Origin of the sequence: Citrobacter telavivensis, from assembly GCA_009363175.1 — a bacterium.
GTDB classification, from domain to species: domain Bacteria; phylum Pseudomonadota; class Gammaproteobacteria; order Enterobacterales; family Enterobacteriaceae; genus Citrobacter_A; species Citrobacter_A telavivensis.
The window spans coordinates 1,635,953-1,658,271 of sequence record CP045205.1 but is presented as its reverse complement, the minus strand read 5'-3'; the positions used below and the strand labels follow the sequence as shown (position 1 = coordinate 1,658,271).

Below are 22,319 nucleotides of genomic sequence, written 5' to 3'. Positions count from 1 at the left end.
TATGCAAAGCAACTTACTTTGAACAACGCTGAATTAATTGAGGTTGCTATGTCTATTCTGGTTAAAAATAACATTCATTGGGTTGGCCAACGTGACTGGGAAGTGCGTGATTTCCACGGAACTGAATACAAAACGCTGCGCGGCAGCAGCTACAACAGCTATCTCATCCGTGAAGAAAAAAATGTTCTGATCGATACCGTCGATCATAAATTCAGCCGCGAATTTGTGCAGAACCTGCGTAATGAAATTGACCTCGCAGATATCGATTACATCATTATCAACCATGCGGAAGAAGATCACGCCGGGGCGCTGACCGAACTGATGATGCAGATCCCGGATACGCCCATCTACTGCACCGCCAACGCCATTGACTCGATTACCGGTCACCACCACCATCCGGAGTGGAACTTTAACGTCGTGAAAACCGGCGACACGCTGGATATCGGCAACGGCAAGCAGCTGATCTTCGTGGAAACCCCGATGCTGCACTGGCCGGACAGCATGATGACCTACATGACCGGCGATGCCGTCCTGTTCAGTAACGACGCTTTCGGTCAGCACTACTGTGACGAACGTCTGTTTAACGATGAAGTGGATCAAACCGAACTGTTCGAGCAGTGCCAGCGCTATTACGCCAACATCCTGACCCCGTTCAGCCGACTAGTGACGCCAAAAATTAGCGAAATCCTCGGCTTCAACCTGCCGGTGGATATGATTGCCACCTCTCACGGTGTGGTCTGGCGCGATAATCCCACCCAGATTGTTGAGTTATATCTGAAATGGGCGGCGGACTATCAGGAAGACAGGATCACTATTTTCTACGACACCATGTCCAATAACACCCGCATGATGGCGGATGCGATTGCCCAGGGGATTAACGAAGTCGACCCGAACGTGGCGGTGAAAATTTTTAATGTCGCCCGCAGCGATAAAAATGAAATCCTGACCAACGTCTTCCGCTCGAAAGGCGTGCTGGTCGGCACCTCCACGATGAACAACGTGATGATGCCGAAAATCGCCGGTCTGGTGGAAGAGATGACCGGACTGCGTTTTCGTAACAAACGCGCCAGCGCCTTTGGATCCCACGGCTGGAGCGGCGGTGCGGTTGACCGCTTATCCACCCGTTTACAGGATGCCGGTTTTGAAATGTCCCTGAGCCTGAAGGCTAAATGGCGCCCGGATCTGGATGCGCTGGAGCTGTGCCGTCAGCACGGTCGCGACATCGCGCGTCAGTGGGCGCTCGCGCCGCTGCCGGAAGTGACAGTGAAAGCGACGGCGAAAGACGAAGCGTGCGCCTGCGCCGCCGCAGCGGCAGCCGACCTCGGTCCGTGCATGCAGTGCAGCGTGTGCCAGTGGATTTACGATCCGGCAAAAGGTGAACCGTTGCAGGACGTTGCGCCGGGTACGCCGTGGAGCGACGTACCAGACAACTTCCTGTGCCCGGAATGTTCATTAGGCAAAGACGTCTTCGACGTGCTGGCAACGGAGGCAAAATGAGCCGGGGAATCGTCATCATTGGTTCGGGCTTCGCCGCCCGCCAGTTAGTTAAAAACATTCGCAAGCAGGACGCGGATGTCCCGTTAACCCTGATTGCGGCTGACAGCATGGATGAGTACAACAAACCCGATCTCAGCCATGTGATAAGCCAGGCGCAGCACGCCGACGATCTCACCCGCCAGTCGGCGGGAGAATTTGCCGAACAATTCAGTCTGCGTCTCTTTCCCCACACCTGGGTCACCGACGTTGATGCCGATGCCCACGTGGTGAAAAGCCAGGATAAGCAGTGGCAATATGACAAACTGGTGCTGGCCACGGGCGCTGCGGCCGTTGTTCCCCCGATAGCAGGACGTGAGTTAATGCTCACATTGAACAGTCAGCAGGAGTTCCGCGCCGGTGAAACACAGTTGCGCGACGCCCAACGGGTGCTCATTGTCGGTGGCGGATTGATTGGTACAGAGCTGGCGATGGATTTCTGTCGCGCGGGTAAAGCGGTCACGTTGATTGATAATGCCGCCAGCCTTCTCGCCTCGCTGATGCCACCAGAAGTGAGCAGTCGCTTACAGCATCGCCTTACCGATATGGGCGTGCATCTGCTGCTGAAATCATCGTTGCAGGGGCTGGAGAAAACCGCATCCGGTATTCGCGCAACGTTCGATAGTCAGCGCAGCATTGACGTCGATGCGGTGATTGCCGCCACCGGCCTGCGTCCGGAAACGGCGCTGGCGCGTCGCGCCGGTTTAACGCTCAATCGCGGCGTTTGTGTCGACAGCTACCTGCAAACCAGCAACCCGGATATTTATGCTCTCGGCGACTGCGCGGAGATTAACGGCCAGGTACTGCCTTTCCTGCAGCCGATTCAGCTCAGCGCCATGTACCTGGCGAAAAACCTGCTCGGCGGCAACGCGCCGCTGAAGTTGCCCGCCATGTTAGTCAAAATTAAAACGCCGGAACTGCCGCTGCACCTGGCAGGGGAAACCCAGCGTCGCGATCTGAACTGGCACATTGCCGCAGAACCTGACGGGATGGTAGCCAAAGGGGTGAACGCTGAAGGACAACTCTGCGCCTTCGTGGTGAGCGAAGACAGGATGAAGGAGGCTTTCGCCCTGTTGAAAACGCTGCTCGTGTAAATGACGTGGCGCCGGATGGCGGCTACGCCTTATCCGGCCTACTGGATGTTACGCGTTGTAACGCTATTCGTCGCCATCCGTCCTGCCACTGTCAGCGTATAAGTGACGTGGTGTCCGGCCTACGGCATGTGCCGCATTGTAGGCCGGATAAGACGCTACGCGTCGCCATCCGGCATATCACGATGGCTCAGCCAGCGCGCCGCAGCAATCACTCCCTGCCCCAGCGACAGTCCGCCATCACCCGCCGGTAACTGCTGCGGGAACAGCAGCGTGAAATCCGCCAGATAATAAGCCAGCCGCGCCGACAGTAACCGGTTGTGCATCACCCCACCGCCGAACACCAGCGTGTCGATACCACGCGCGGTGGCCTGTTCACGCATCATCGCCGCAAACCCTTGCGCCAGCGCATCGTGGAAGGCCCATGCGCGTTCGGCCGGCGTTGCCTGCCAGTTCAGCCACTGCGACCAGAAGGTCGCCAGATCCAGTTGATTACCCGACAGCGGCAACGTCACCGGGTGTTTAACGCCCGCGCATTGCGACGCCTGCGCCTCCAGCGTGCAGGCGGCCTCACCTTCATAGCTGAGCGATTCTGGCGCGCAGTTCAGCGCTGCGGCAACCGCATCAAACAGACGCCCACAGGACGAGGCCAGCGGTGCGTTAATCCCGCGCTCAATCGCGCGCGCCAGCACGCTCCAGTTCTGCCGCTGCACGCCGACGGTTTCCGGATAGCGCTGCCAGTCCGGCACAAAACGCAGACACTGCGCTAACAGGTTACGCCAGGGCTGCTTTGCAGCGAGATCGCCACCGGCAAGCGCCACGGCGGGCAGCCCTCCAAGGTGCTCGCACTCACGGTAGTTCACCCGCAGACACTCTGCGCCCCACAGCGCGCCCGCTTCACCCATTCCGATGCCGTCCAGCGTCAGGGCGATGACATCGCCACCGTCCAGCGGCCAGCCGTGTTCAGCCAGACAGGCCGCAGCATGGGCATGATGATGCAACACACTTTCTGTCGGCAGGCTCATCTCACTGGCCCACTGGCTGGAGACGTATCCTGGATGGGCATCGCAAACAAGGCGCTGCGGCGTGAAGTCATAGATATTCTGGATCAACCGCAGCGCGTCACGCCACTGATGCTGGATCCCGTCGTCGCTGAGATCGCCAAGATGCTGGCTGATCACCGCCTGCTCACCGCGCACCAGGCAGAAGGTGTTTTTCAAATCCGCCCCCAGACAAAGCATCGGCGGCACGTCGCGAAAACCCGGCGGCAGCGCCAGCGCGTCCGGGACATATCCCCGCGAGCGACGCAGCATTTCGCCGCTTTCACGTACCACGGAATCGTCCATGCGCTGCACGATGTCGCGATTGTGCAACAGGAAACCCCCGGCAATATCCTGTAAATCCTCAAGCGCCTGTTCGTTGCTGATGGCCGGAGGTTTGCCACTGAGATTACCGGAGGTCATCACCAGCGGCCCCTTCAGTTCCTGGAGCAGGAGATGCTGCAGCGGATTGGCGGGCAGCATCACACCAACTTCTGCAAGCCCAGGGGCAATACCGTCACACAGCGAGGAAATATGCTGTTTATCCACCAGCACAATCGGCGCGGCGGGTGTTTTCAGCAGCCGACTTGCCGCATCTGGCAAGCCGCTGTCATCGGGCAGCATCACCGCCAGCGGTTTTGCTGGACGGCGCTTACGCGCGCGAAGAGTTGCTACCGCATCGCCGTTTCGCGCATCGCAGGCCAGATGAAACCCGCCGATGCCCTTAACCGCGATAATGCCCCCCGCCTTCAGCATCTCAACCGCAGCCTGCAATGCCGCATCCTTTTCCGCCTGTCGTCCGCCGCTCAACCAGCTCAGATGCGGACCACACGCCGGGCAAGCCACCGGCTGGGCGTGAAAACGACGGTCATACGGGTCGCGGTACTCCTTATCGCATTGCGGACAGAGCGGAAATGACGCCATCACCGTAAACGGACGGTCGTAGGGCATCGCCCGGATAATGGTAAAACGCGGGCCGCAGTGGGTACAGTTGATAAACGGATAGCGATAACGCCGCTCACCGGGCGTGTTCATTTCAGCAAGACATTCCGGGCAGGTGGCGGCATCGGGCACAATCTGGGTGTTCATCGTGCCGCCCGCGCTCTGGCGGATGCTGAACTCGGTGGGCTGCTGTCCCCAGTGAAATGGCTCACTCTCCACGCTGTCGATACGCGCCAGCGGCGGACAGTGTTGATGCAGTTCAGCGATAAACGTGGAGGGTTCTTCCAGCAGGCGAACGACGACGCCATCACCGTCATTACAGACATCGCCGTGCAATTGCAGTTGCTGCGCCAGTTGCCAGACAAAGGGGCGAAAGCCGACGCCCTGCACTTTGCCGCGAATACGTAGCTGTACGCCGGAGTGATTGTTTAGTGCCATTAAGTCGTTTCCGCAGTCATCTATCCCGGTTTACCTGATGGCGCTACGCTTATCAGGCCTACGGGGATGCGAACAGTAGGCCGGATAAGATGCGAGAGCATCGCCATCCGGCATAAGTACTACCGTATTTTACGCGGATTTTCAGGGATTAGAAAAGCAGCGATGCAGAAGACTCCAGCGCCGCGCGACGACGTTTTTCTGCGCTGAGTTGCTCGAGCTTATTGCGATCAACACAAATCAGGGCGTGCGTCGGGCAGGCTTCCATACAGGCCGGACCGGCGTCACGGTGATGGCAGAGATCGCACTTGTTAGCTTCTGCTTTTTCCGCCCGCACGTTCAGGCCTGCGCCGCTATTACGCACGACCGGACGCACCACCACTTCCATTGCCCCATACGGGCAGGCCACCACGCAGGTTTTACAGCCAATGCAACGTTCCTGCATGACGTGGACAAAGCCTTTATCACGGCTGATGGCACCGTTCGGACAAACGTTCGCACACGGCGCGTCCTCACACTGGCGGCACAGCGTCGCCGTCGAGACATTGACGCCTTTTATCACATGGATACGAGGTAAAAAGGTTTCAGGGGTCAGTGACGCGCAGTCCTGGTTTTCCTGATGGGAGACCACGCAGGCCACTTCACAGGTACGGCAACCAATGCACTTATTGGCGTCTGCAATGATGAAACGGTTCATCAAACTCTCCAGCAATGACAGATAATGTGCCGAAACATTCACAAATCATGCCAGTTTTTATCTTGCTGTAATTTAACGATATTTAAAAACAGGGGGCGACCATTGCGGTGTCATCGTCACGAATGACGATGACGGGTGACAATTTTTACTGCGCCGTGACAGGCGCAACAGAATCGCGGCGGATCAGCGTGCCGGTGAAGCTTTTCGGTGGCGTAAACGCCCCGCCGTCCAGCATGAAGATGAGTCGACCAATGGTCTCCTGAATCATCTCCGTCACTGGAATTTTGACGCTGGAGAGCGCCGGTATGGTGTAGGGGGCCATTGCAATATCGTCAAAACCGATCACCGACACCTGCGACGGCACGACCAGTCCTTTGTCATGCAACTGTTTGATGGCCCCAATCGCCATGTCGTCATTGCTGGCCACCAGCGCGCTGAACGTCGCGTTACGTGAAAGCAGCGTGTCCACTCCCGCCGCACCGCAGGCAGGCGTCCATTTGCCTTTGACGATCAGCTCGTCATTGACGGCGATGCCGTGTCGGGTCAGCGCCTCTTTGTACCCCGACAGACGTTCAACCCCGGTAGGGGAGTCCATTGAGCCGGTAATAAAGGCAATCTGCTGATGGCCTGCGGCAATCAGTTCCGCCACGGCGTTAAAACTGGTTTGTTTTTGATCGCACCAGACGCAGTGGCTGCTGTTTTTTCGTAACCGGCGGTTAAGCACCATAATCGGCTGCGAGTGGCTGTCGATAATTTTATCGATCTCATCCACACTGAGAAAACGCGGGTAGATCATGATGGCGTCGCAGCGCAAGTCCAGCAGATACTGGATCGCCTGGCGCTCTTCTTCGGCGCTGTGCTTACCATCGGCAAGCAGCAACTGACGACCTTTGTCTTCCGCCATCCGCGCGGTGTGAAACAGTAATTCGCTGAAATAGACGCCGTGGTAGAGGGTGTTAGTCACCACCAGTCCCAGCGTCTGACTGGTTTTCGCCGCAAGGCTACGCGCCAGCAGATTAGGCCGATAGCCGCTCTCTTCAATCGCCTGAAATACGCGATCCTTCGTCTCCTGGCTGACGTAGCCATTCCCTGAAAGCACCCTGGAGACCGTCGCCTTCGACACTCCGGCCCGCTGCGCTACCTCCAGCATCGTCGTCATAATTTTTCTTCCTTTTCTCGCAATGAGATGCAGTGTACTTCACCGCTGCGCGGTTGTCCTTGATGCTAAATCACGCCAAAAAACCACAAGTGACTCAAATCACAATTCACGAAAATAGATAAAATTAAATATTGCCTGAATAACACAATCTATTCATGATTTTGTGTAACCGGTTTCTCATCGACGTTTCATCACTGACGATCGTTCAGGCGAGCGAGCGGCAAAATAAAACGTACCCTACTGATAAAACAGGATAAAAATCCTATGTCCAAGAATTATGCAGCGCTGGCGCGCGCCGTGGTGACGGCTCTGGGCGGCGTCGACAACATCACCGCAGTGACACACTGCATGACGCGTCTGCGTTTCGTCGTGAAAGATGACGCGCGGGTCGACAGCGCCACGCTCAAAACTCTCAGCGGTGTACTCGGCGTGGTTCGCAGCGACAACCAGTGTCAGGTCATCATCGGCAATACCGTCTCCCAGGCGTATCGGGAAGTCGTTAGCCTGCTGCCGGGCGATATGCAACCAGCAGAACCCGTCGGCAAACCGAAGCTGACGCTCAGACGCATTGGCGCGGGGATCCTTGATGCGCTGATCGGCACCATGTCACCGCTGATCCCGGCGATTATCGGCGGATCGATGCTCAAACTGTTGGCGATGATCCTTGAAATGACCGGCGTGCTGGAAAAAGGCTCTTCCACCTTAACGATCCTGACCGTGATCGGCGATGGCGCCTTCTTCTTCCTGCCGTTAATGGTAGCTGCCTCGGCGGCGATTAAATTCAAAACCAACATGTCGCTGGCAATCGCCATTGCCGGGGTGCTGGTGCATCCGAGCTTTATCGATCTGATGGCGAAAGCGGCACAGGGCGAGCACGTTGAATTCGCGCTGATCCCGGTCACCGCGGTGAAATATACCTATACGGTTATTCCGGCGCTGGTCATGACATGGTGTTTGTCGTATATCGAACGCTGGGTGGATCACATTACGCCCGCGGTCACCAAAAACTTCCTGAAACCCATGCTGATCGTACTGATCGCCGCACCGCTTGCCATCGTCCTGATTGGGCCAATTGGCATCTGGATCGGTAGCGCAATTTCCGCGCTGGTCTATACCATTCACGGCTATCTCGGCTGGCTGTCTGTCGCCATTATGGGCGCACTGTGGCCGCTGCTGGTGATGACCGGGATGCACCGCGTCTTTACGCCGACCATCATCCAGACCATCGCCGAAACGGGTAAAGAAGGGATGGTAATGCCGTCCGAAATTGGTGCCAACCTGTCGCTCGGCGGCTCCTCGCTGGCGGTTGCCTGGAAAACGAAAAACCCGGAACTGCGCCAGACCGCACTGGCAGCGGCGGCCTCGGCCATCATGGCGGGGATTTCAGAACCCGCCCTCTACGGTGTGGCGGTACGCCTGAAACGTCCGCTGATTGCGAGTCTTATCAGCGGCTTCATCTGTGGCGCCGTCGCTGGTATGGCCGGGCTCGCCAGCCACTCAATGGCGGCACCGGGCCTGTTTACCAGCGTTCAGTTTTTCGATCCGGCCAACCCAATGACCATCGTCTGGGTGTTCGGCGTCATGGCGCTGGCGGTCGTGTTGTCGTTTGTCCTGACGCTGCTGCTGGGCTTTGAGGATATCCCCGTCGAGGATGCGGCCGCACAGGCACGAAAAAACCAGGCGGCGCAACCGTCCGCGGTAAAAAGCGCCAGCGTCTGACTGTTATTCACTGAGGTTTACTATGGCTGTATTTCCGCAAGGATTTTTATGGGGCGGCGCACTGGCCGCCAACCAGTCTGAAGGGGCATACCGGGAAGGCGGCAAAGGGCTGACCACCGTCGATATGATCCCGCACGGCGAGCATCGCATGCCGGTCAAACTGGGACTGGAGAAACGTTTCCAACTGCGGAATGACGAATTCTATCCAAGCCATCAGGCGATCGATTTTTACCATCGCTATAAAGACGATATCGCCCTGATGGCGGAAATGGGCTTCACCGTCTTTCGTACCTCGATTGCCTGGAGCCGCCTCTATCCCAACGGCGACGAACTGACGCCAAACGAGGAAGGCATTGCGTTCTATCGCGCGGTGTTTGCCGAGTGCAAAAAGTACGGTATTGAACCGCTGGTGACGTTGTGCCACTTCGATGTGCCGATGCATCTGGTCACCGAATACGGCTCCTGGCGTAACCGCAAGATGGTGGATTTTTTCACTCGCTATGCACGCACCTGTTTTGAAGCCTTCGATGGTCTGGTGAAATACTGGCTGACCTTCAATGAAATCAACATCATGCTGCACAGCCCGTTCTCCGGCGCGGGGCTGGTGTTTGAAGAGGGGGAAAATCAGGATCAGGTGAAATATCAGGCCGCGCACCACGAGCTGATTGCCAGCGCGCTGGCGACGAAAATCGCCCATGAGGTAAACCCGCAGAACCAGGTGGGTTGTATGCTGGCAGGGGGAAATTTTTATCCATACTCCTGTAAACCGGAAGATGTCTGGACGGCGCTGGAAAAAGATCGTGAAAACCTGTTCTTCATTGACGTGCAGGCGCGCGGGGCGTATCCGGCTTACTCTACCCGCGTGTTCCGCGAGAAAGGCGTGGTGATAGAGAAAACCCCGGAAGATGATGCCATCCTGAAAAATACCGTCGATTTTGTCTCCTTCAGCTATTACGCGTCGCGCTGCGCGTCGGCTGAGATGAATACAAAGAACACCAGTGCCGCAAACGTGGTGAAGTCACTTCGCAACCCGTACCTTCAGGTAAGCGACTGGGGTTGGGGAATAGACCCGCTTGGCCTGCGCATCACAATGAACATGATGTACGACCGCTATCAGAAACCGCTGTTTCTGGTGGAAAACGGTCTTGGGGCAAAAGATGAAATCGATGCCGACGGCAACATTAATGACGATTATCGCATCAGCTATCTGCGCGAACATATCCGGGCCATGGCTGACGCCATTGAGGATGGCGTGCCGCTGATGGGTTACACCACCTGGGGCTGTATTGATCTGGTGGCCGCGTCAACGGGGGAAATGAGCAAACGATATGGATTCGTCTATGTCGACCGCGATGATGCCGGAAACGGTACGCTTGCACGAACCCGTAAAAAATCATTCTGGTGGTATAAAAAAGTGATCGCCAGCAACGGACAGGATCTGGCGTAAACAAGATGCCGGATGGCGCTCTCGCTGTCCGGCCTCTACCGGTCTTCCCTCCCTTTCCCGTTACATCATTTGCATTCTGTTTCCGCTATCTCCCTTCCAGTTTCCGGTTTGCCCTTCCCCTCTTTTACTGGCATTTTATACAGGTATATTCTTCTACCCGTGGGCAACAAGGAATCGTTTATGACTATTGAGACTGACAGTCCTGAAGTCGCTATCAGCAGGCCCTTTCGTCGTTTAAAGGTGAGCTATGTCAGAAAGCGCCATGAAGATCCAAAAACCGGCAACACGCGCCGCTATAGCCGGCATGCATCGTTAACCATTAACGGCGACTGGCTGGAACAGGCCGGTTTTCCTACCGGCACCATCGTCAATGTGGCGGTGATGCAGGGGAAATTAGTGATTGAACAGGTGAAAGAAGAACGGGCCGGATGAGGCCAAACCGTCATCCGGCATGAACATCACGACGCGTCCAGTTCCGCGAAACCGCCGTGGCCTTCCCAACCGTCGAGACGCAGGTAAACGGTGTCGACGGCATCCTTAATCGACTGGGTCATGGGATAATAAAATCCGACAATATCCGGCTGAATACCGAGGAAGATCACCTCACCGACGTCTTCTTTGAGCTGATCGACCAGATAGTTCAGCGGCATATTATGGGTCGTCATCATGAACATTTCGGCGATATCGTCAGGATCAATGATGCGGATTTCGCCGGGATTCAGCCCCATATCGGTAGCATCCACGATCAGCAGACGATCCGGGCGCAGTTCACGAATGGCCACGATATCATTTTCCGGCGCACTGCCTCCGTCGATGACCACCCAGTTGCCCTTCGCCTGCGCCGTACATTTTTCTGCCAGCAGCGGACCCGCGCCGTCATCCCCCATCATGCTGTTGCCAACACACAGTAAAACGTCAGTCACGATGTCTCCTCACCATCAGGTAGATGGCGCTCTCCTGGTGAATATCGTGCAGCATGCCGAGCATCTGTTTACTCCATGCCTGCTGCTCCGGAGTTTGTACGACAAGCGCCCGATCGAACGCGTGCGCCAGCATTTGCACATGGTTAAAATCGATGACGATCTCCCCGTACTTCGGCACCCCTTCCATCTTTCGACGGGCCTCGCTCCCCTCTTCCAGCGTGGCAATCCACGTCAGATAGGCGTCCCACGGGCAGGTCAACGCCGCTTCAAGACAGTCGATGATCCCAAGATGATGGCCAATCGCCAGGCTGTAATAGACAACCTGCTGCGCCTCTGCGGGTGCCGCATTGTTCTCATCAATAAACTTACGGCTCAGTTGACTGAACACCACCGTTTCACTCATCGGATACGCGCCTCTTCAACAACCTGATTCAGATGCGAAACGATCTCAGTGAGACGTGGGTCGCTTTCCGCTTCCAGCCAGCGCGCCACCTGATGTTCACCCTGACCTAACTGTCGCAGGTAGTCATCAGCAATCTGTCGCCCGTAGCGATAGCCCGCCAGACGACGTGCTTCGCGATCAATCTTCACGCGCAGTGGTTGCACCATTTCCGGGTGCAGAATTTCCGCAGGCTGTTCATCCAACTCGCCTGGGGCGCGAGCATGAATTTTCTGCTCCAGCAGGCCCAGCGCCATCGCGAAACCGTACAGCGTAGCCGCAGGCGTCGGCGGGCATCCTGGAATATACACATCCACCGGCACAATTTTGTCGGTGCCGCCCCAGACGCAGTACAGGTCGTGGAAGATGCCACCGCTGTTACCGCAAGCGCCGTAAGAGATACAGATTTTCGGATCGGGCGCTGACTGCCAGGCACGCAGCGCCGGAGAGCGCATCGCGCGGGTGACCGCGCCGGTGAACAGCAGAATGTCCGCATGACGCGGCGACGGTACGACTTTGATACCGAAGCGTTCGGCATCGAACAGCGGTGACAACGTTGCAAAAATTTCAATTTCGCAACCGTTACAGCCGCCGCAGTCCACGCGGTAAACATACGCTGAACGCTTGATGTTTTTCAGCAATGACGCCTTCATGCTGGCGATGGACTCATCCACCGTCATCGGTACCGGAATACCGTTTGCGTCACGCGGGCCTAATAAATTGCTCATCAGCTGGCCTCTTTCATATGGCGAGTCAGTTCAATACGGTCGGACGGCACCAGGCACTTCTGGCGCTTGCAGTCCGGGCAGGTCTCAAAGCTTTCGCGGTGATGCTCCGCGCGGCTGTCGCCGTTGTGCCTGAGCAGCGCAATGGCGTAATCAATCTCTTTCTGGACGGCGAAAGGACGATGGCACACGCGACAGTTGCACAGCGCAAAACGAGACTGCTGGAGGAAATCTTCTTTCTTCCACACCGCCAGTTCGTACTCCTGCGAAAGCTTGATCGCCGCCGTCGGGCACACTTCTTCGCAGCGGGCGCAGAAAATGCAGCGCCCAAGGTTGAACTGCCAGGCCAGTTCGCCGCTGGCCAGATCGGTTTCCACCGTCAGCGCATTCGACGGACAGGCATTCACGCAGGCCGCGCAGCCAATACACTGCTGCGGATAATGCTCCGGCTTGCCGCGGAAATTTTTATCAACCGCAATCGGCTCCAGCGGATAAGACGAAGTTGGCGCACCGGTTTTGATGACTTTTTTGATAAAGGTAAACATGGCGATTCCTTATTTCAGCGGCGAGTTTTTACGCTCAATGCTGTAGCGCTCAAGTTCTTTATATGGCACGACTTTGCTCTTCTTCTTACGCACATCCACCACGGTCATGCGGTCGGTACAAGAGTAGCAAGGGTCAAGGCTACCGATAATCAGCGGTGCATCAGAAACGGTGTTGCCGCGCAGCATATAGCGCAGAGTTGGCCAGTTGGCATAAGTCGCCGCACGACAGCGCCAGCGGTACAGCTTCTGGTTGTCGCCGGTCATACTCCAGTGGATATCATCACCGCGCGGCGCTTCGGAGAAGCCCAGAGCAAAGCGATGCGGAATGTAGGTAAAGCCTTCTACCATCAGCGGACCGCCCGGCAGGTTGTCCAGACCGAAGTCGATCATATTCAGCGCGGTATACACTTCGTTGATACGCACCTTCAGGCGCGAGATAACATCACAACCCTGTTCGCTGTGAACCGTCATCGGCAGCAGGCCGTAACCGACAAACGGGTGATCGGCGCGGGTGTCACGGGCGTGACCGCTGGCGCGAACCATCGGCCCAACGTTACTGAAATCACGCGCGATTTCCGGATCCAGACGACCAATACCCACGGTGCGCTGTTCCATGTTCGGTGTGCTGAGTAACATATCCACCAGTTCCTGCACGTCGCGACGCATCTGCTGCGCCAGTTGGCGGGTCTGGATCATGTCCTCTTTCAGCAGATCGCGACGAATCCCGCCGATCAGGTTCAGACCGTAGGTTTTACGCGCCCCGGTCAGGATCTCCGCCATCTTCATGGAGGTTTCACGCACGCGGAAGAACTGCATAAAACCGGAGTCGAAGCCGGTGAAATGACAGGCCAGACCGAGGTTCAGCAGGTGGGAGTGCAGACGCTCCACCTCCAGCAGAATGGCGCGGATCATCTGCGCGCGTTCCGGCACCACAATGCCCATCGCGTTTTCAACCGAAGTGGTGTACGCGGTGCTGTGGGCAAAGCCGCAGATACCGCAGACGCGATCCGACAGGAAGGTGACTTCGTTGTAACCCATCCGGGTTTCCGCCAGTTTCTCCATGCCGCGGTGGACATAGAACAGGCGATAATCGGCGTCGATAATATTTTCGCCGTCAACGAACAGGCGGAAGTGTCCCGGCTCATCCGAAGTGACGTGCAGCGGGCCAATCGGCACCACGTTGTTTTTCTTGTCACCCAGTTCGTTGATGAACTGATAAGTCTCAGCGTCGGTGGTCGGTGCCGGGCGCTGACGGTAATCCATGCTGTCTTTACGCAGCGGATAGAGTTCATCCGGCCAGTCATCCGGTAACACCAGACGGCGTTCGTCCGGCAAACCGACCGGGATCAGACCGTACATATCGCGCACTTCGCGCTCGCCCCACACCGCCGCAGGCACGCGCGGCGTAACGGACGGGTATTCCGGCTTGTTCGGGTCGACCTCAACACGCACCGTTACCCAGCATTTGGTACCCTGCTCCATCGACAGCACGTAGTACACGGCGTAGTGACCGCACAACTGGCGTTCATCGTTGCCGAACAGCACAGAGAGCCACCCGCCCTGCTTGTAGTACAGGAATTCGACCACTTCCGGCAGATAATTAACCTTCACGGTGATCGTCAGCTGATCCCGGGTCTGACAGGCTTCGTCCAGCACCACGCCAGGAAACGCCTGGTGCAGTGCAGCAAGGTATTGTTGACCTAATTTTTCTTCAGACATGCTCAAACTCTCTTAAATCACGCCACCAGCAAGGAGACGAACGCTAAAAACGCAAACCCAAAACCGGCCCAGGTCACGCGTGAAGTGGCGCAAAAACGCAGACGCGCCATGCTGTTTTCGAACAGGGCAATCACCAGCACGCCGACGAGCAGCTTGACGACGGCAATCACCAGCGCCAGCAGCAGTCCACCCATGCTGAACGCTTCCATCTGTCCCCACGGCAGGAACACGCCGACAAACATTTGCAGTACCACCAGCTGTTTCAGGCTAATGCCCCACTTCAGCACCGCAAAACCGCTGCCGCTGTATTCGGTCAACGGTCCTTCCTGCAACTCCTGTTCCGCTTCCGCCAGATCGAACGGCAGTTTGCCCATTTCGATAAAGGTGGCGAAGGCGCAGGCGCACAGCGCCAGAATCAGCGGAATACTGCGGGCCGTCGGCCAGTGGTAGATCGTATCGGTGATATTGCTGATATGGGTGGAACCGGCCACCTGCGCGGCGACCCACAAACCCAGCAGCAGGATCGGCTCAACCAGCACGCCGAGCATCGCTTCACGGCTGGCACCGATCGCGGTGAACGGGCTACCGGTATCCAGACCGGCAATGGAAAAGAAGAAACGGGCGATGGCGAACAGGTAAATCAGGGTTATCAAATCGCCCAGTTGCGGCAGCGGAGAGCCAACGGTCACCACCGGCAGCGCGGTCGCGATAGTCAGCATCACGCCGACCATCACAAACGGCGTCAGGCGAAAGACCCACCCGGCGTCCGCTGGCGCGACGCTCTGGCGGCCCAGCAGTTTGATAATGTCACGATATTCCTGCAATACGCCCGGACCGCGGCGATTGTGCAGACGGGCACGTGCCACGCGGGTCACGCCGGATAGCAGCGGCGCGGCGGCAAACAACACCAGCGCCTGAACTAACGGATATAAAACACTCATTCTCAGGCTCCTCGTGAAACCACAATCACCACCAGCACGGCCAGCTCAATCAGCGCCAGACGACGGAACAGAACCGGCACAGCCGCGCTCTGCCAGCCCGGAACCCACGCTACCGGGTTAAGCCACTTCCGCAGTTTGAGGACCGGAGCAAAAGCTTCCTTCACCGGCATCGCGAAACCGTGCGCGGTAATGACCATTGACTGCTCGTGATCGTAACCGCAGACCCATGCCGTACCGCGTGAACGCGACGGCAGACGGTTGCCTTTGAACATCGCCATGAGGATGAACGGCAACAGCGGACAGGCTATCAGCAGCAGTGTGATCATCGGCTGCGAAACGGTGGTATTGGCGGTTTCCAGCGGCAGAGGGACGGCGGTCGCCAGCAGCGGCAGCAGCCACGGCGCGGCAACACCACCCAGCACACAGCAAATCGCCAGCGCCACGACGCTGATGCCCATCAGGATCGGCGCACAGCAGGCGTTTTCCGCCTCTTTCGTGCGCGGCGCGCCGAGGAAGGTGACGCCATACACTTTCGCCATACACATCACCGCCAGCGCACCGGTGATCGCCAGTCCAACCGCCAGTAATGGTCCCAGCAGACGACCAATAAACGCGCCGCTGTTGCCCAGTTTGAAGAAAGACTGATAGATAACCCACTCACCGGCGAAGCCGTTCAGCGGCGGCAGTGCGGCCATCGCCATCAGCCCGACCAACATAGCGATAGAAATCACCGGCATGCGTTTGCCGATGCCGCCCAGCTTTTCGATATCGCGATGTCCGGTACGAAACCAGATGCTGCCCGCACCGAGGAACAGTACGCTTTTGAACAGGCTGTGGTTCACCAGGTGGTAGAGACCGCCGGTCAGGCCAAGGGCAATCAGCGCCGGTTGATTGAGGGCAATCCCGGTCACACCTGCGCCCAGACCGAGCAGAATAATGCCGATGTTCTCCAGGGTGTGATACGCCAGCAGACGCTGAATATTGTGCTCCATCAGCGCATACAGGCCGCCGACAAACGCGGTGATCATGCCGAGTATCAGCAGCAGCACGCCCCACCACAGCGGCGCATTACCGCCAATCAGCGATAAAGAGAGAATACCCAGCAGACCGACCTTCATCACCACGGTGGAGAACAGGGCGGCAGCAGGTGCGCTGGCATTCGCATGTGCCTGTGGTACCCAGCCGTGCAGTGGAATGATCCCCGCCAGCAGACCAAAGCCCGCCACGCCGAGCAGCCAGATGTCGGAGCCCAGCGGCAGTTCCTGCGTGCGCAGATCGAGCAGACGCAGCTCCAGGGTGCCATAGCGCTGCCACACCAGATAGCAGGCAATCGCCAGCAGCAGCGTACCAAGACGTCCCAGCGCAAACCACAGCTTGCCTTCTTTGCTACAAACGGTCAGGAACACGGCGCACAGCGCCATAATTTCCGCCATCACCACCAGCGTGCCGAGATTACTGGCAGCAACGGCGCACACCGCCGCCGCCATCAGCAAATTCACCAGCAGGCCGTTCGCTTTGACCTGCGGATGGCGATGCCAGTCGATGTTGTACAGGCTGACGAACAGCCCGCACAGCCCTAACGTAATCAGCCAGATGGCATTCAGCGGGGTGATTTGCACGCCGTGACCGATAAACGGCATCACGCCGCTCACGGCGACAGCGTTGATCAGTACGGTGAAACCCGCCGCCGCGGTGCACAGACTGCCAACCGCGCCGCCCACGCCAGCGACCCAGCCGCTCAGCGCTTTATGAAAAGAAAACAGAAATGCCAGGACGGCGGCGGCGGCAAACCAGGCCACGCCGCTTACGATCAGTGAAATTGCGCTCATTTTGCATCCCCACTCTGAGCCTGCTGAAACAAGGAGAGATCGCCGAAGTCGGTATTAAACGTCAGCTCACGTTTGCGCTTGCTGGCGCGGGCGATATCCATGTTGTTCACCAGATGCAAGGCTTTGGTTGGACACATCCGCACGCAAGCCGGGCCTTGTTCATCAAAGCTGCACAGGTCGCATTTCACCGCAATGGCGCGCACGCCCGGAACCCAGTCCAGCAGTGTGCTGACGCGAGCCGGTGCCGGTGGTGCAGGCGGGGCTTTCGGAGTATTGGCATTGGCCGGGATATGCAGCGGACGGCTGCCGGAAAATTCGATCGCGCCAAACGGACAGGCGATGCCGCACAGTTTGCAGCTCACGCACAAGCTTTCATTGAGCTGCACAGCGCCATCCACCCGGTTAATGGCGTTGACCGGACATACGGTGGCGCAGGGGGCATCTTCACAGTGGTGGCAAAGCTGCGGCGCAGATTCTTTTTCATTCAGCATCACTTTCAGGCGCGGCATAGACTGCAGGCCGTGCTGGCGATGCGTCTCTGAACAGGCGGCCTCACAGGTGTGGCAGCCGATACAGAGCGTGGAGTCAGCAATTACAAAACGATTCACCAGGCATTCCTCAGGTGATAGTCATTTTTGACGAAAACATGCCGATGAAATGTCAGTATCGACACTTATCGACACGTCTGTCCCTCAAATCGTCGTGACAACCGATGACACGACGTCACAACGCAAAGCGCCGCGTTCAGGCCGCCGGGTTTTGTCCCGCCACCAGTTGGCTCAGATTGATCGGCGATCCGCTCTCAACGGCGGTATACAGTCGGTCATAGACGCTGGAGATTTTATCGAGATAGTGTTCCAGCACCTGCTCGCGGTCACGGTTGCTGACCCGCTCGTCCACTTTGCCGTCAATGCTCAATTGCGCCTGTGCAATCCGTTGTTTATCTTCGCCATCTTTTGTTTCGACGTAATACTCGATGGTGTGGCTGTTGAAGCCATCCGCCATCGTGACGGTGATACGAAAGTGTTCGAACAGCACGAAGCAGAGATCTTTATCCGGCGCGCAGCTCATCGCATGATGCAGACGCGCTTTCGACAGGGTGATCCCCTGAACCAGCGAGTTACAGTAAATATGCCACTGGTCCTGTAGGCGACGATGCCGCTGCGCGATGTAATCGGCTTTTTCGCTTATTTCCCAAATAGTCATGTCAGGTTACCCGTTTAACAGAGATAGCCTGCCATAAGCATTTTCCATGCCAGTTTTTAACTAATTGTTTTTTCATGAATTTAAAAATAAATGACGGATGTCGACGTCCAGATGACATGTCATTTCGTCATCATCGTCATCGGCTAACGCACGCAATTTTCAGGCTGGCATAGTTATTGCTTAACCCTGCCCATCACATCGGGAGGCGACATGCACGAAATTACCCTTTGCCAGCGGGCGCTGGAATTGATCGAACAACAGGCCGTCGCGCACGGCGCAAAACGGATAACTGGGGTCTGGCTCAAAATTGGCGCATTTTCTTGCGTAGAAACCAGCGCTCTCTCCTTTTGTTTTGATCTGGTATGCCGTGGCACCGTTGCGGAAGGTTGTAAACTGCACCTCGAGGAACAAGAAGCCGAATGCTGGTGTGAATCCTGTCAGCAATACGTCACCTTACTCACCCAGCGCGTACGCCGTTGTCCGCAATGCAACAGCGACACGCTACAGATCGTGGCTGATGACGGATTACAGATTCGACGAATAGAAATAGATCAGGAGTGAGCGATGTGTACAACATGTGGTTGCGCTGAAGGCAACCTTTATATAGAGGGTGATGAGCATAACCCTCATTCCGCGTTTCGCAGCGCGCCTTTTGCCCCGGCAGCTCGCCCGGCGCTGAATATTACTGGCATCAAAACGTCCGAATTCACCCCGAGCCAGACTGAAGAAGGCGATCTGCACTACGGTCACGGTGAAGCCGGAACCCACGCGCCAGGTATGAGCCAGCGTCGTATGCTGGAAGTGGAAATCGACGTGCTGGATAAGAACAACCGGCTGGCTGAGCGCAACCGCGCCCGCTTCGCCGCGCGACAGCAGTTGGTGCTCAACCTCGTCTCCAGTCCAGGCTCCGGTAAAACGACCCTGCTCACCGAAACGTTGATGAAGCTGAAAGACAGCGTGCCGTGTGCCGTTATTGAAGGCGACCAGCAGACGGTCAACGATGCGGCGCGCATTCGTGCCACCGGCACGCCGGCCATTCAGGTCAACACCGGCAAAGGCTGTCACCTTGACGCGCAGATGATTGCCGATGCCGCGCCGCGTCTGCCGCTGGCAGACCACGGTATTCTGTTTATCGAAAACGTCGGCAATCTCGTCTGCCCGGCGAGCTTTGATCTCGGCGAACGCCATAAAGTGGCAGTGCTTTCTGTCACTGAAGGCGAAGACAAGCCGCTGAAATACCCGCATATGTTCGCTGCCGCCTCGCTGATGCTGCTCAACAAAGTCGACCTGCTGCCGTACCTGAATTTCGACGTTGAGAAGTGCATTGCCAGCGCCCGGGAAGTCAACCCGGACATCGAGATCATCCTGATTTCCGCCACCAGCGGCGAAGGGATGGATCTGTGGCTGAACTGGCTGGAGGCACAGCGATGTGCATAGGCGTTCCCGGCCAAATCCGCACCATTGAAGGTAACCTGGCGAAAGTCGACGTTTGCGGTATTCAGCGCGACGTCGATCTGACGCTGGTCGGCAGTTGCGATGAGCACGGTGAACCCCGTCTGAACCAGTGGGTACTGGTCCACGTCGGTTTTGCTATGAGCGTGATTAACGAAGCCGAAGCGCGCGACACGCTTGATGCGCTCCAGAACATGTTTGATGTTGAGCCGGATGTCGGCGCTCTGCTGTATGGCGAGGAAAAATAATGCGTTTTGTTGACGAATACCGCGCGCCGGAACAGGTGATGCAACTGATTGAGCACCTGCGTGAACGCGCCGCGCATCTGCCATACACCGCCGAACGTCCGCTGCGCATCATGGAAGTCTGCGGCGGTCACACGCACGCGATCTTTAAATTTGGTCTTGACCAGTTGCTCCCTGAAAACGTGGAATTTATCCACGGCCCGGGCTGTCCGGTCTGCGTGCTGCCGATGGGGCGTATCGACAGTTGCGTGGAAATTGCCAGCCATCCGGAGGTGATTTTCTGTACCTTTGGCGACGCCATGCGCGTGCCGGGGAAACAGGGTTCGCTGTTGCAGGCGAAAGCACGCGGCGCGGACATTCGCATCGTCTACTCGCCGATGGATGCGCTCAAACTGGCGCAGGAAAACCCGACGCGCAAAGTCGTTTTCTTCGGTCTCGGCTTTGAAACCACCATGCCGACGACCGCCATTACCCTGCAACAGGCGAAACTGCGCGACGTGCAGAACTTTTACTTCTTCTGCCAGCACATCACGCTCATTCCGACCCTGCGCAGTCTGCTGGAACAGCCCGACAACGGCATCGACGCGTTCCTCGCGCCAGGCCATGTCAGCATGGTTATCGGCACTGAAGCCTATCATTTTATTGCCAGTGAATTTCATCGTCCGCTGGTGGTCGCAGGATTCGAACCCCTTGATCTACTGCAAGGCGTCCTGATGCTGGTTGAGCAGAAAATAGCGGCCCACAGTCAGGTCGAAAATCAGTACCGCCGCGTGGTGCCCGATGCCGGTAACCTGTTGGCGCAACAGGCTATTGCCGAGGTATTTTGCGTTACTGGCGACAGTGAGTGGCGCGGCCTGGGGGTGATTGAATCGTCCGGTGTGCATTTGACGCCCGATTACCAGCGTTTTGATGCCGAAGCGCATTTCCGCCCGGCCCCCCAACAGGTTTACGACGATCCGCGTGCCCGCTGCGGCGAAGTGCTGACCGGGAAATGTAAACCGCATCAGTGCCCGCTGTTTGGCAAGACCTGTAATCCAGAGACCGCCTTCGGCGCGCTGATGGTCTCTTCAGAAGGCGCATGCGCCGCCTGGTATCAGTATCGTCAGCAGGAGTGTGAAGCATGAACAGCGTACAACTCGCCCACGGCAGTGGCGGTCAGGCCATGCAGCAGCTGATTAACAGCCTGTTTATGGAAGCCTTTGCCAACCCGTGGCTGGCGGAACAAGAAGATCAGGCGCGGCTTGAACTGGCGCAACTGGTCGCTGAAGGCGATCGGTTAGCCTTCTCCACTGACAGCTATGTCATTGATCCGCTGTTCTTCCCCGGCGGTAATATCGGCAAGCTGGCGATCTGCGGTACCGCCAACGACGTCGCCGTCAGCGGCGCGATCCCTCGCTATCTCTCCTGCGGTTTTATCCTCGAAGAAGGACTGCCGATGGAGACGCTGAAAAGCGTGGTGAGCAGCATGGCCGCCACCGCGCGCGAGGCTAACATTGCAATCGTCACCGGCGATACCAAAGTCGTTCAGCGCGGCGCGGCGGACAAACTGTTTATTAACACCGCGGGCATGGGGGCGATCCCGGCCAATATTCACTGGGGCGCACAAACCCTGAGTGCAGGTGATGTACTGCTGGTCAGCGGGACGCTGGGCGATCACGGGGCAACCATTCTTAATCTGCGTGAACAACTGGGGCTGGATGGTGAACTGGTCAGCGATTGCGCGGTATTGACACCGCTGATTCAGTCGCTGCGCGATATTCCCGGCGTGAAAGCTCTGCGCGACGCGACGCGTGGCGGCGTGAACGCGGTCGCCCACGAGTTTGCTGCTGCCAGTGGTTGCGGGATTGAGCTGTCCGAATCCGCAATTCCCGTGAAGCCCGCCGTTCGTGGAGTCTGTGAACTGTTGGGTCTGGATGCGCTTAATTTCGCTAACGAAGGCAAGCTGGTGATTGCGGTTAAACGTCAGGCGGCAGAGCAGGTGTTGGCTGCCTTGCATGCCCATCCGCTGGGGCGCGATGCGGCACTGATTGGCGACGTCGTCGAACGTAAAGGTGTGCGTCTGGCCGGTCTTTACGGCGTGAAGCGCACACTGGATTTACCGCATGCCGAACCTCTGCCGCGTATTTGTTAATTCTGTAATTATGCCGGATGGCGGCTTCGCCTTATCCGGCCTACACACGCTTTTGAACCGTAGGCCGGATAAGGCTATTTTGCCGCCATCCGGCGGAAGTC

Annotated in this window: 22 protein-coding genes; 10 read left to right on the top strand and 12 right to left on the bottom strand. The window is 57.2% G+C overall.

All coding sequences use genetic code 11. The features are described 5' to 3' along the window. Positions 1–48 precede the first annotated feature (48 nt). Positions 49–1,497, top strand: a complete 1,449-nt coding sequence (gene norV, locus GBC03_10010; protein QFS70524.1) for an anaerobic nitric oxide reductase flavorubredoxin — start codon at positions 49–51, stop codon at positions 1,495–1,497. Next, a complete protein-coding gene (gene norW / locus GBC03_10005; GenBank protein QFS70523.1) occupies positions 1,494–2,627 on the top strand; it encodes an NADH:flavorubredoxin reductase NorW in 1,134 nt (377 codons plus the stop codon). The genes norV and norW overlap by 4 nt, the downstream gene beginning before the upstream one ends. Positions 2,628–2,782: 155 nt before the next feature. Here the strand turns inward: norW and hypF are convergent, their stop codons facing one another. The 3 genes from hypF to GBC03_09990 form a co-directional block, all read right to left on the bottom strand. Continuing rightward, complete coding sequence (gene hypF / locus GBC03_10000) at positions 2,783–5,044, bottom strand: carbamoyltransferase HypF (GenBank protein ID QFS70522.1); 2,262 nt, start codon at positions 5,042–5,044, stop codon at positions 2,783–2,785. Between the two features lie 148 nt (positions 5,045–5,192). Then, positions 5,193–5,738 carry an electron transport protein HydN gene (gene hydN / locus GBC03_09995; GenBank protein ID QFS70521.1) on the bottom strand — a complete coding sequence of 182 codons (546 nt, stop codon included), beginning with the start codon at positions 5,736–5,738 and terminating at the stop codon, positions 5,193–5,195. A gap of 145 nt (positions 5,739–5,883) precedes the next feature. After that, positions 5,884–6,897 carry a LacI family DNA-binding transcriptional regulator gene (locus GBC03_09990; protein ID QFS70520.1) on the bottom strand — a complete coding sequence of 338 codons (1,014 nt, stop codon included), beginning with the start codon at positions 6,895–6,897 and terminating at the stop codon, positions 5,884–5,886. Positions 6,898–7,161: 264 nt separating this feature from the next. Between GBC03_09990 and ascF the strand changes: the two genes are divergently transcribed. The 3 genes from ascF to GBC03_09975 all read left to right on the top strand — a co-directional run bounded on the left by ascF (position 7,162) and on the right by GBC03_09975 (position 10,495). Next, positions 7,162–8,616: a PTS cellobiose/arbutin/salicin transporter subunit IIBC gene (gene ascF, locus GBC03_09985; protein QFS70519.1), complete on the top strand. Its 1,455-nt coding sequence runs from the start codon at positions 7,162–7,164 to the stop codon at positions 8,614–8,616. A gap of 22 nt (positions 8,617–8,638) precedes the next feature. Beyond that, positions 8,639–10,063: a 6-phospho-beta-glucosidase gene (gene ascB, locus GBC03_09980; protein ID QFS70518.1), complete on the top strand. Its 1,425-nt coding sequence runs from the start codon at positions 8,639–8,641 to the stop codon at positions 10,061–10,063. Between the two features lie 180 nt (positions 10,064–10,243). Further along, a complete protein-coding gene (locus GBC03_09975; GenBank protein ID QFS70517.1) occupies positions 10,244–10,495 on the top strand; it encodes a type I addiction module toxin, SymE family in 252 nt (83 codons plus the stop codon). Between the two features lie 26 nt (positions 10,496–10,521). Here GBC03_09975 and hycI read toward each other — a convergent pair whose 3' ends face one another. The 9 genes from hycI to hycA form a co-directional block, all read right to left on the bottom strand. Further along, positions 10,522–10,986, bottom strand: a complete 465-nt coding sequence (gene hycI / locus GBC03_09970) for a hydrogenase maturation peptidase HycI (protein QFS70516.1) — start codon at positions 10,984–10,986, stop codon at positions 10,522–10,524. After that, positions 10,979–11,389, bottom strand: coding sequence for a formate hydrogenlyase maturation protein HycH (gene hycH, locus GBC03_09965; protein ID QFS70515.1), 411 nt, complete (start codon positions 11,387–11,389; stop codon positions 10,979–10,981). The genes hycI and hycH overlap by 8 nt, the downstream gene beginning before the upstream one ends. After that, complete coding sequence (gene hycG, locus GBC03_09960) at positions 11,386–12,153, bottom strand: formate hydrogenlyase subunit HycG (protein QFS70514.1); 768 nt, start codon at positions 12,151–12,153, stop codon at positions 11,386–11,388. The genes hycH and hycG overlap by 4 nt, the downstream gene beginning before the upstream one ends. Beyond that, complete coding sequence (locus GBC03_09955; GenBank protein ID QFS70513.1) at positions 12,153–12,695, bottom strand: 4Fe-4S dicluster domain-containing protein; 543 nt, start codon at positions 12,693–12,695, stop codon at positions 12,153–12,155. Before GBC03_09955 ends, hycG begins: the two co-directional genes overlap by 1 nt. Positions 12,696–12,704: 9 nt before the next feature. Next, positions 12,705–14,414: a hydrogenase large subunit gene (gene hycE, locus GBC03_09950; protein ID QFS70512.1), complete on the bottom strand. Its 1,710-nt coding sequence runs from the start codon at positions 14,412–14,414 to the stop codon at positions 12,705–12,707. Between the two features lie 17 nt (positions 14,415–14,431). Continuing rightward, positions 14,432–15,355, bottom strand: a complete 924-nt coding sequence (locus GBC03_09945) for a hydrogenase 3 membrane subunit (protein QFS70511.1) — start codon at positions 15,353–15,355, stop codon at positions 14,432–14,434. 2 nt (positions 15,356–15,357) lie between these two features. After that, a complete protein-coding gene (gene hycC, locus GBC03_09940; protein ID QFS70510.1) occupies positions 15,358–17,184 on the bottom strand; it encodes a formate hydrogenlyase subunit 3 in 1,827 nt (608 codons plus the stop codon). After that, the gene (locus GBC03_09935; GenBank protein ID QFS70509.1) at positions 17,181–17,792 is read right to left on the bottom strand and encodes a 4Fe-4S dicluster domain-containing protein; all 612 of its coding nucleotides are present in this window, start codon (positions 17,790–17,792) and stop codon (positions 17,181–17,183) included. The genes hycC and GBC03_09935 overlap by 4 nt, the downstream gene beginning before the upstream one ends. Positions 17,793–17,928: 136 nt before the next feature. Beyond that, complete coding sequence (hycA, locus tag GBC03_09930; protein QFS70508.1) at positions 17,929–18,390, bottom strand: formate hydrogenlyase regulator HycA; 462 nt, start codon at positions 18,388–18,390, stop codon at positions 17,929–17,931. Between the two features lie 210 nt (positions 18,391–18,600). Here hycA and hypA point away from each other — a divergent pair, with 210 nt between their 5' ends. From hypA to hypE, 5 genes are read left to right on the top strand one after another with little or no spacing between them, the layout of a single operon-like run. Next, positions 18,601–18,951: a hydrogenase maturation nickel metallochaperone HypA gene (hypA, locus tag GBC03_09925; GenBank protein ID QFS70507.1), complete on the top strand. Its 351-nt coding sequence runs from the start codon at positions 18,601–18,603 to the stop codon at positions 18,949–18,951. A gap of 3 nt (positions 18,952–18,954) precedes the next feature. Continuing rightward, entirely contained in the window at positions 18,955–19,827 is an 873-nt protein-coding gene (gene hypB, locus GBC03_09920; protein QFS70506.1) for a hydrogenase nickel incorporation protein HypB, read from the top strand. Further along, positions 19,818–20,090: a HypC/HybG/HupF family hydrogenase formation chaperone gene (locus tag GBC03_09915; protein QFS73963.1), complete on the top strand. Its 273-nt coding sequence runs from the start codon at positions 19,818–19,820 to the stop codon at positions 20,088–20,090. Before hypB ends, GBC03_09915 begins: the two co-directional genes overlap by 10 nt. Next, positions 20,090–21,211 carry a hydrogenase formation protein HypD gene (hypD, locus tag GBC03_09910; protein QFS70505.1) on the top strand — a complete coding sequence of 374 codons (1,122 nt, stop codon included), beginning with the start codon at positions 20,090–20,092 and terminating at the stop codon, positions 21,209–21,211. Before GBC03_09915 ends, hypD begins: the two co-directional genes overlap by 1 nt. After that, on the top strand, positions 21,208–22,218 hold the full coding sequence (gene hypE / locus GBC03_09905) for a hydrogenase maturation carbamoyl dehydratase HypE (GenBank protein ID QFS70504.1): 1,011 nt from the start codon (positions 21,208–21,210) through the stop codon (positions 22,216–22,218). The genes hypD and hypE overlap by 4 nt, the downstream gene beginning before the upstream one ends. Positions 22,219–22,319: the final 101 nt, after the last annotated feature.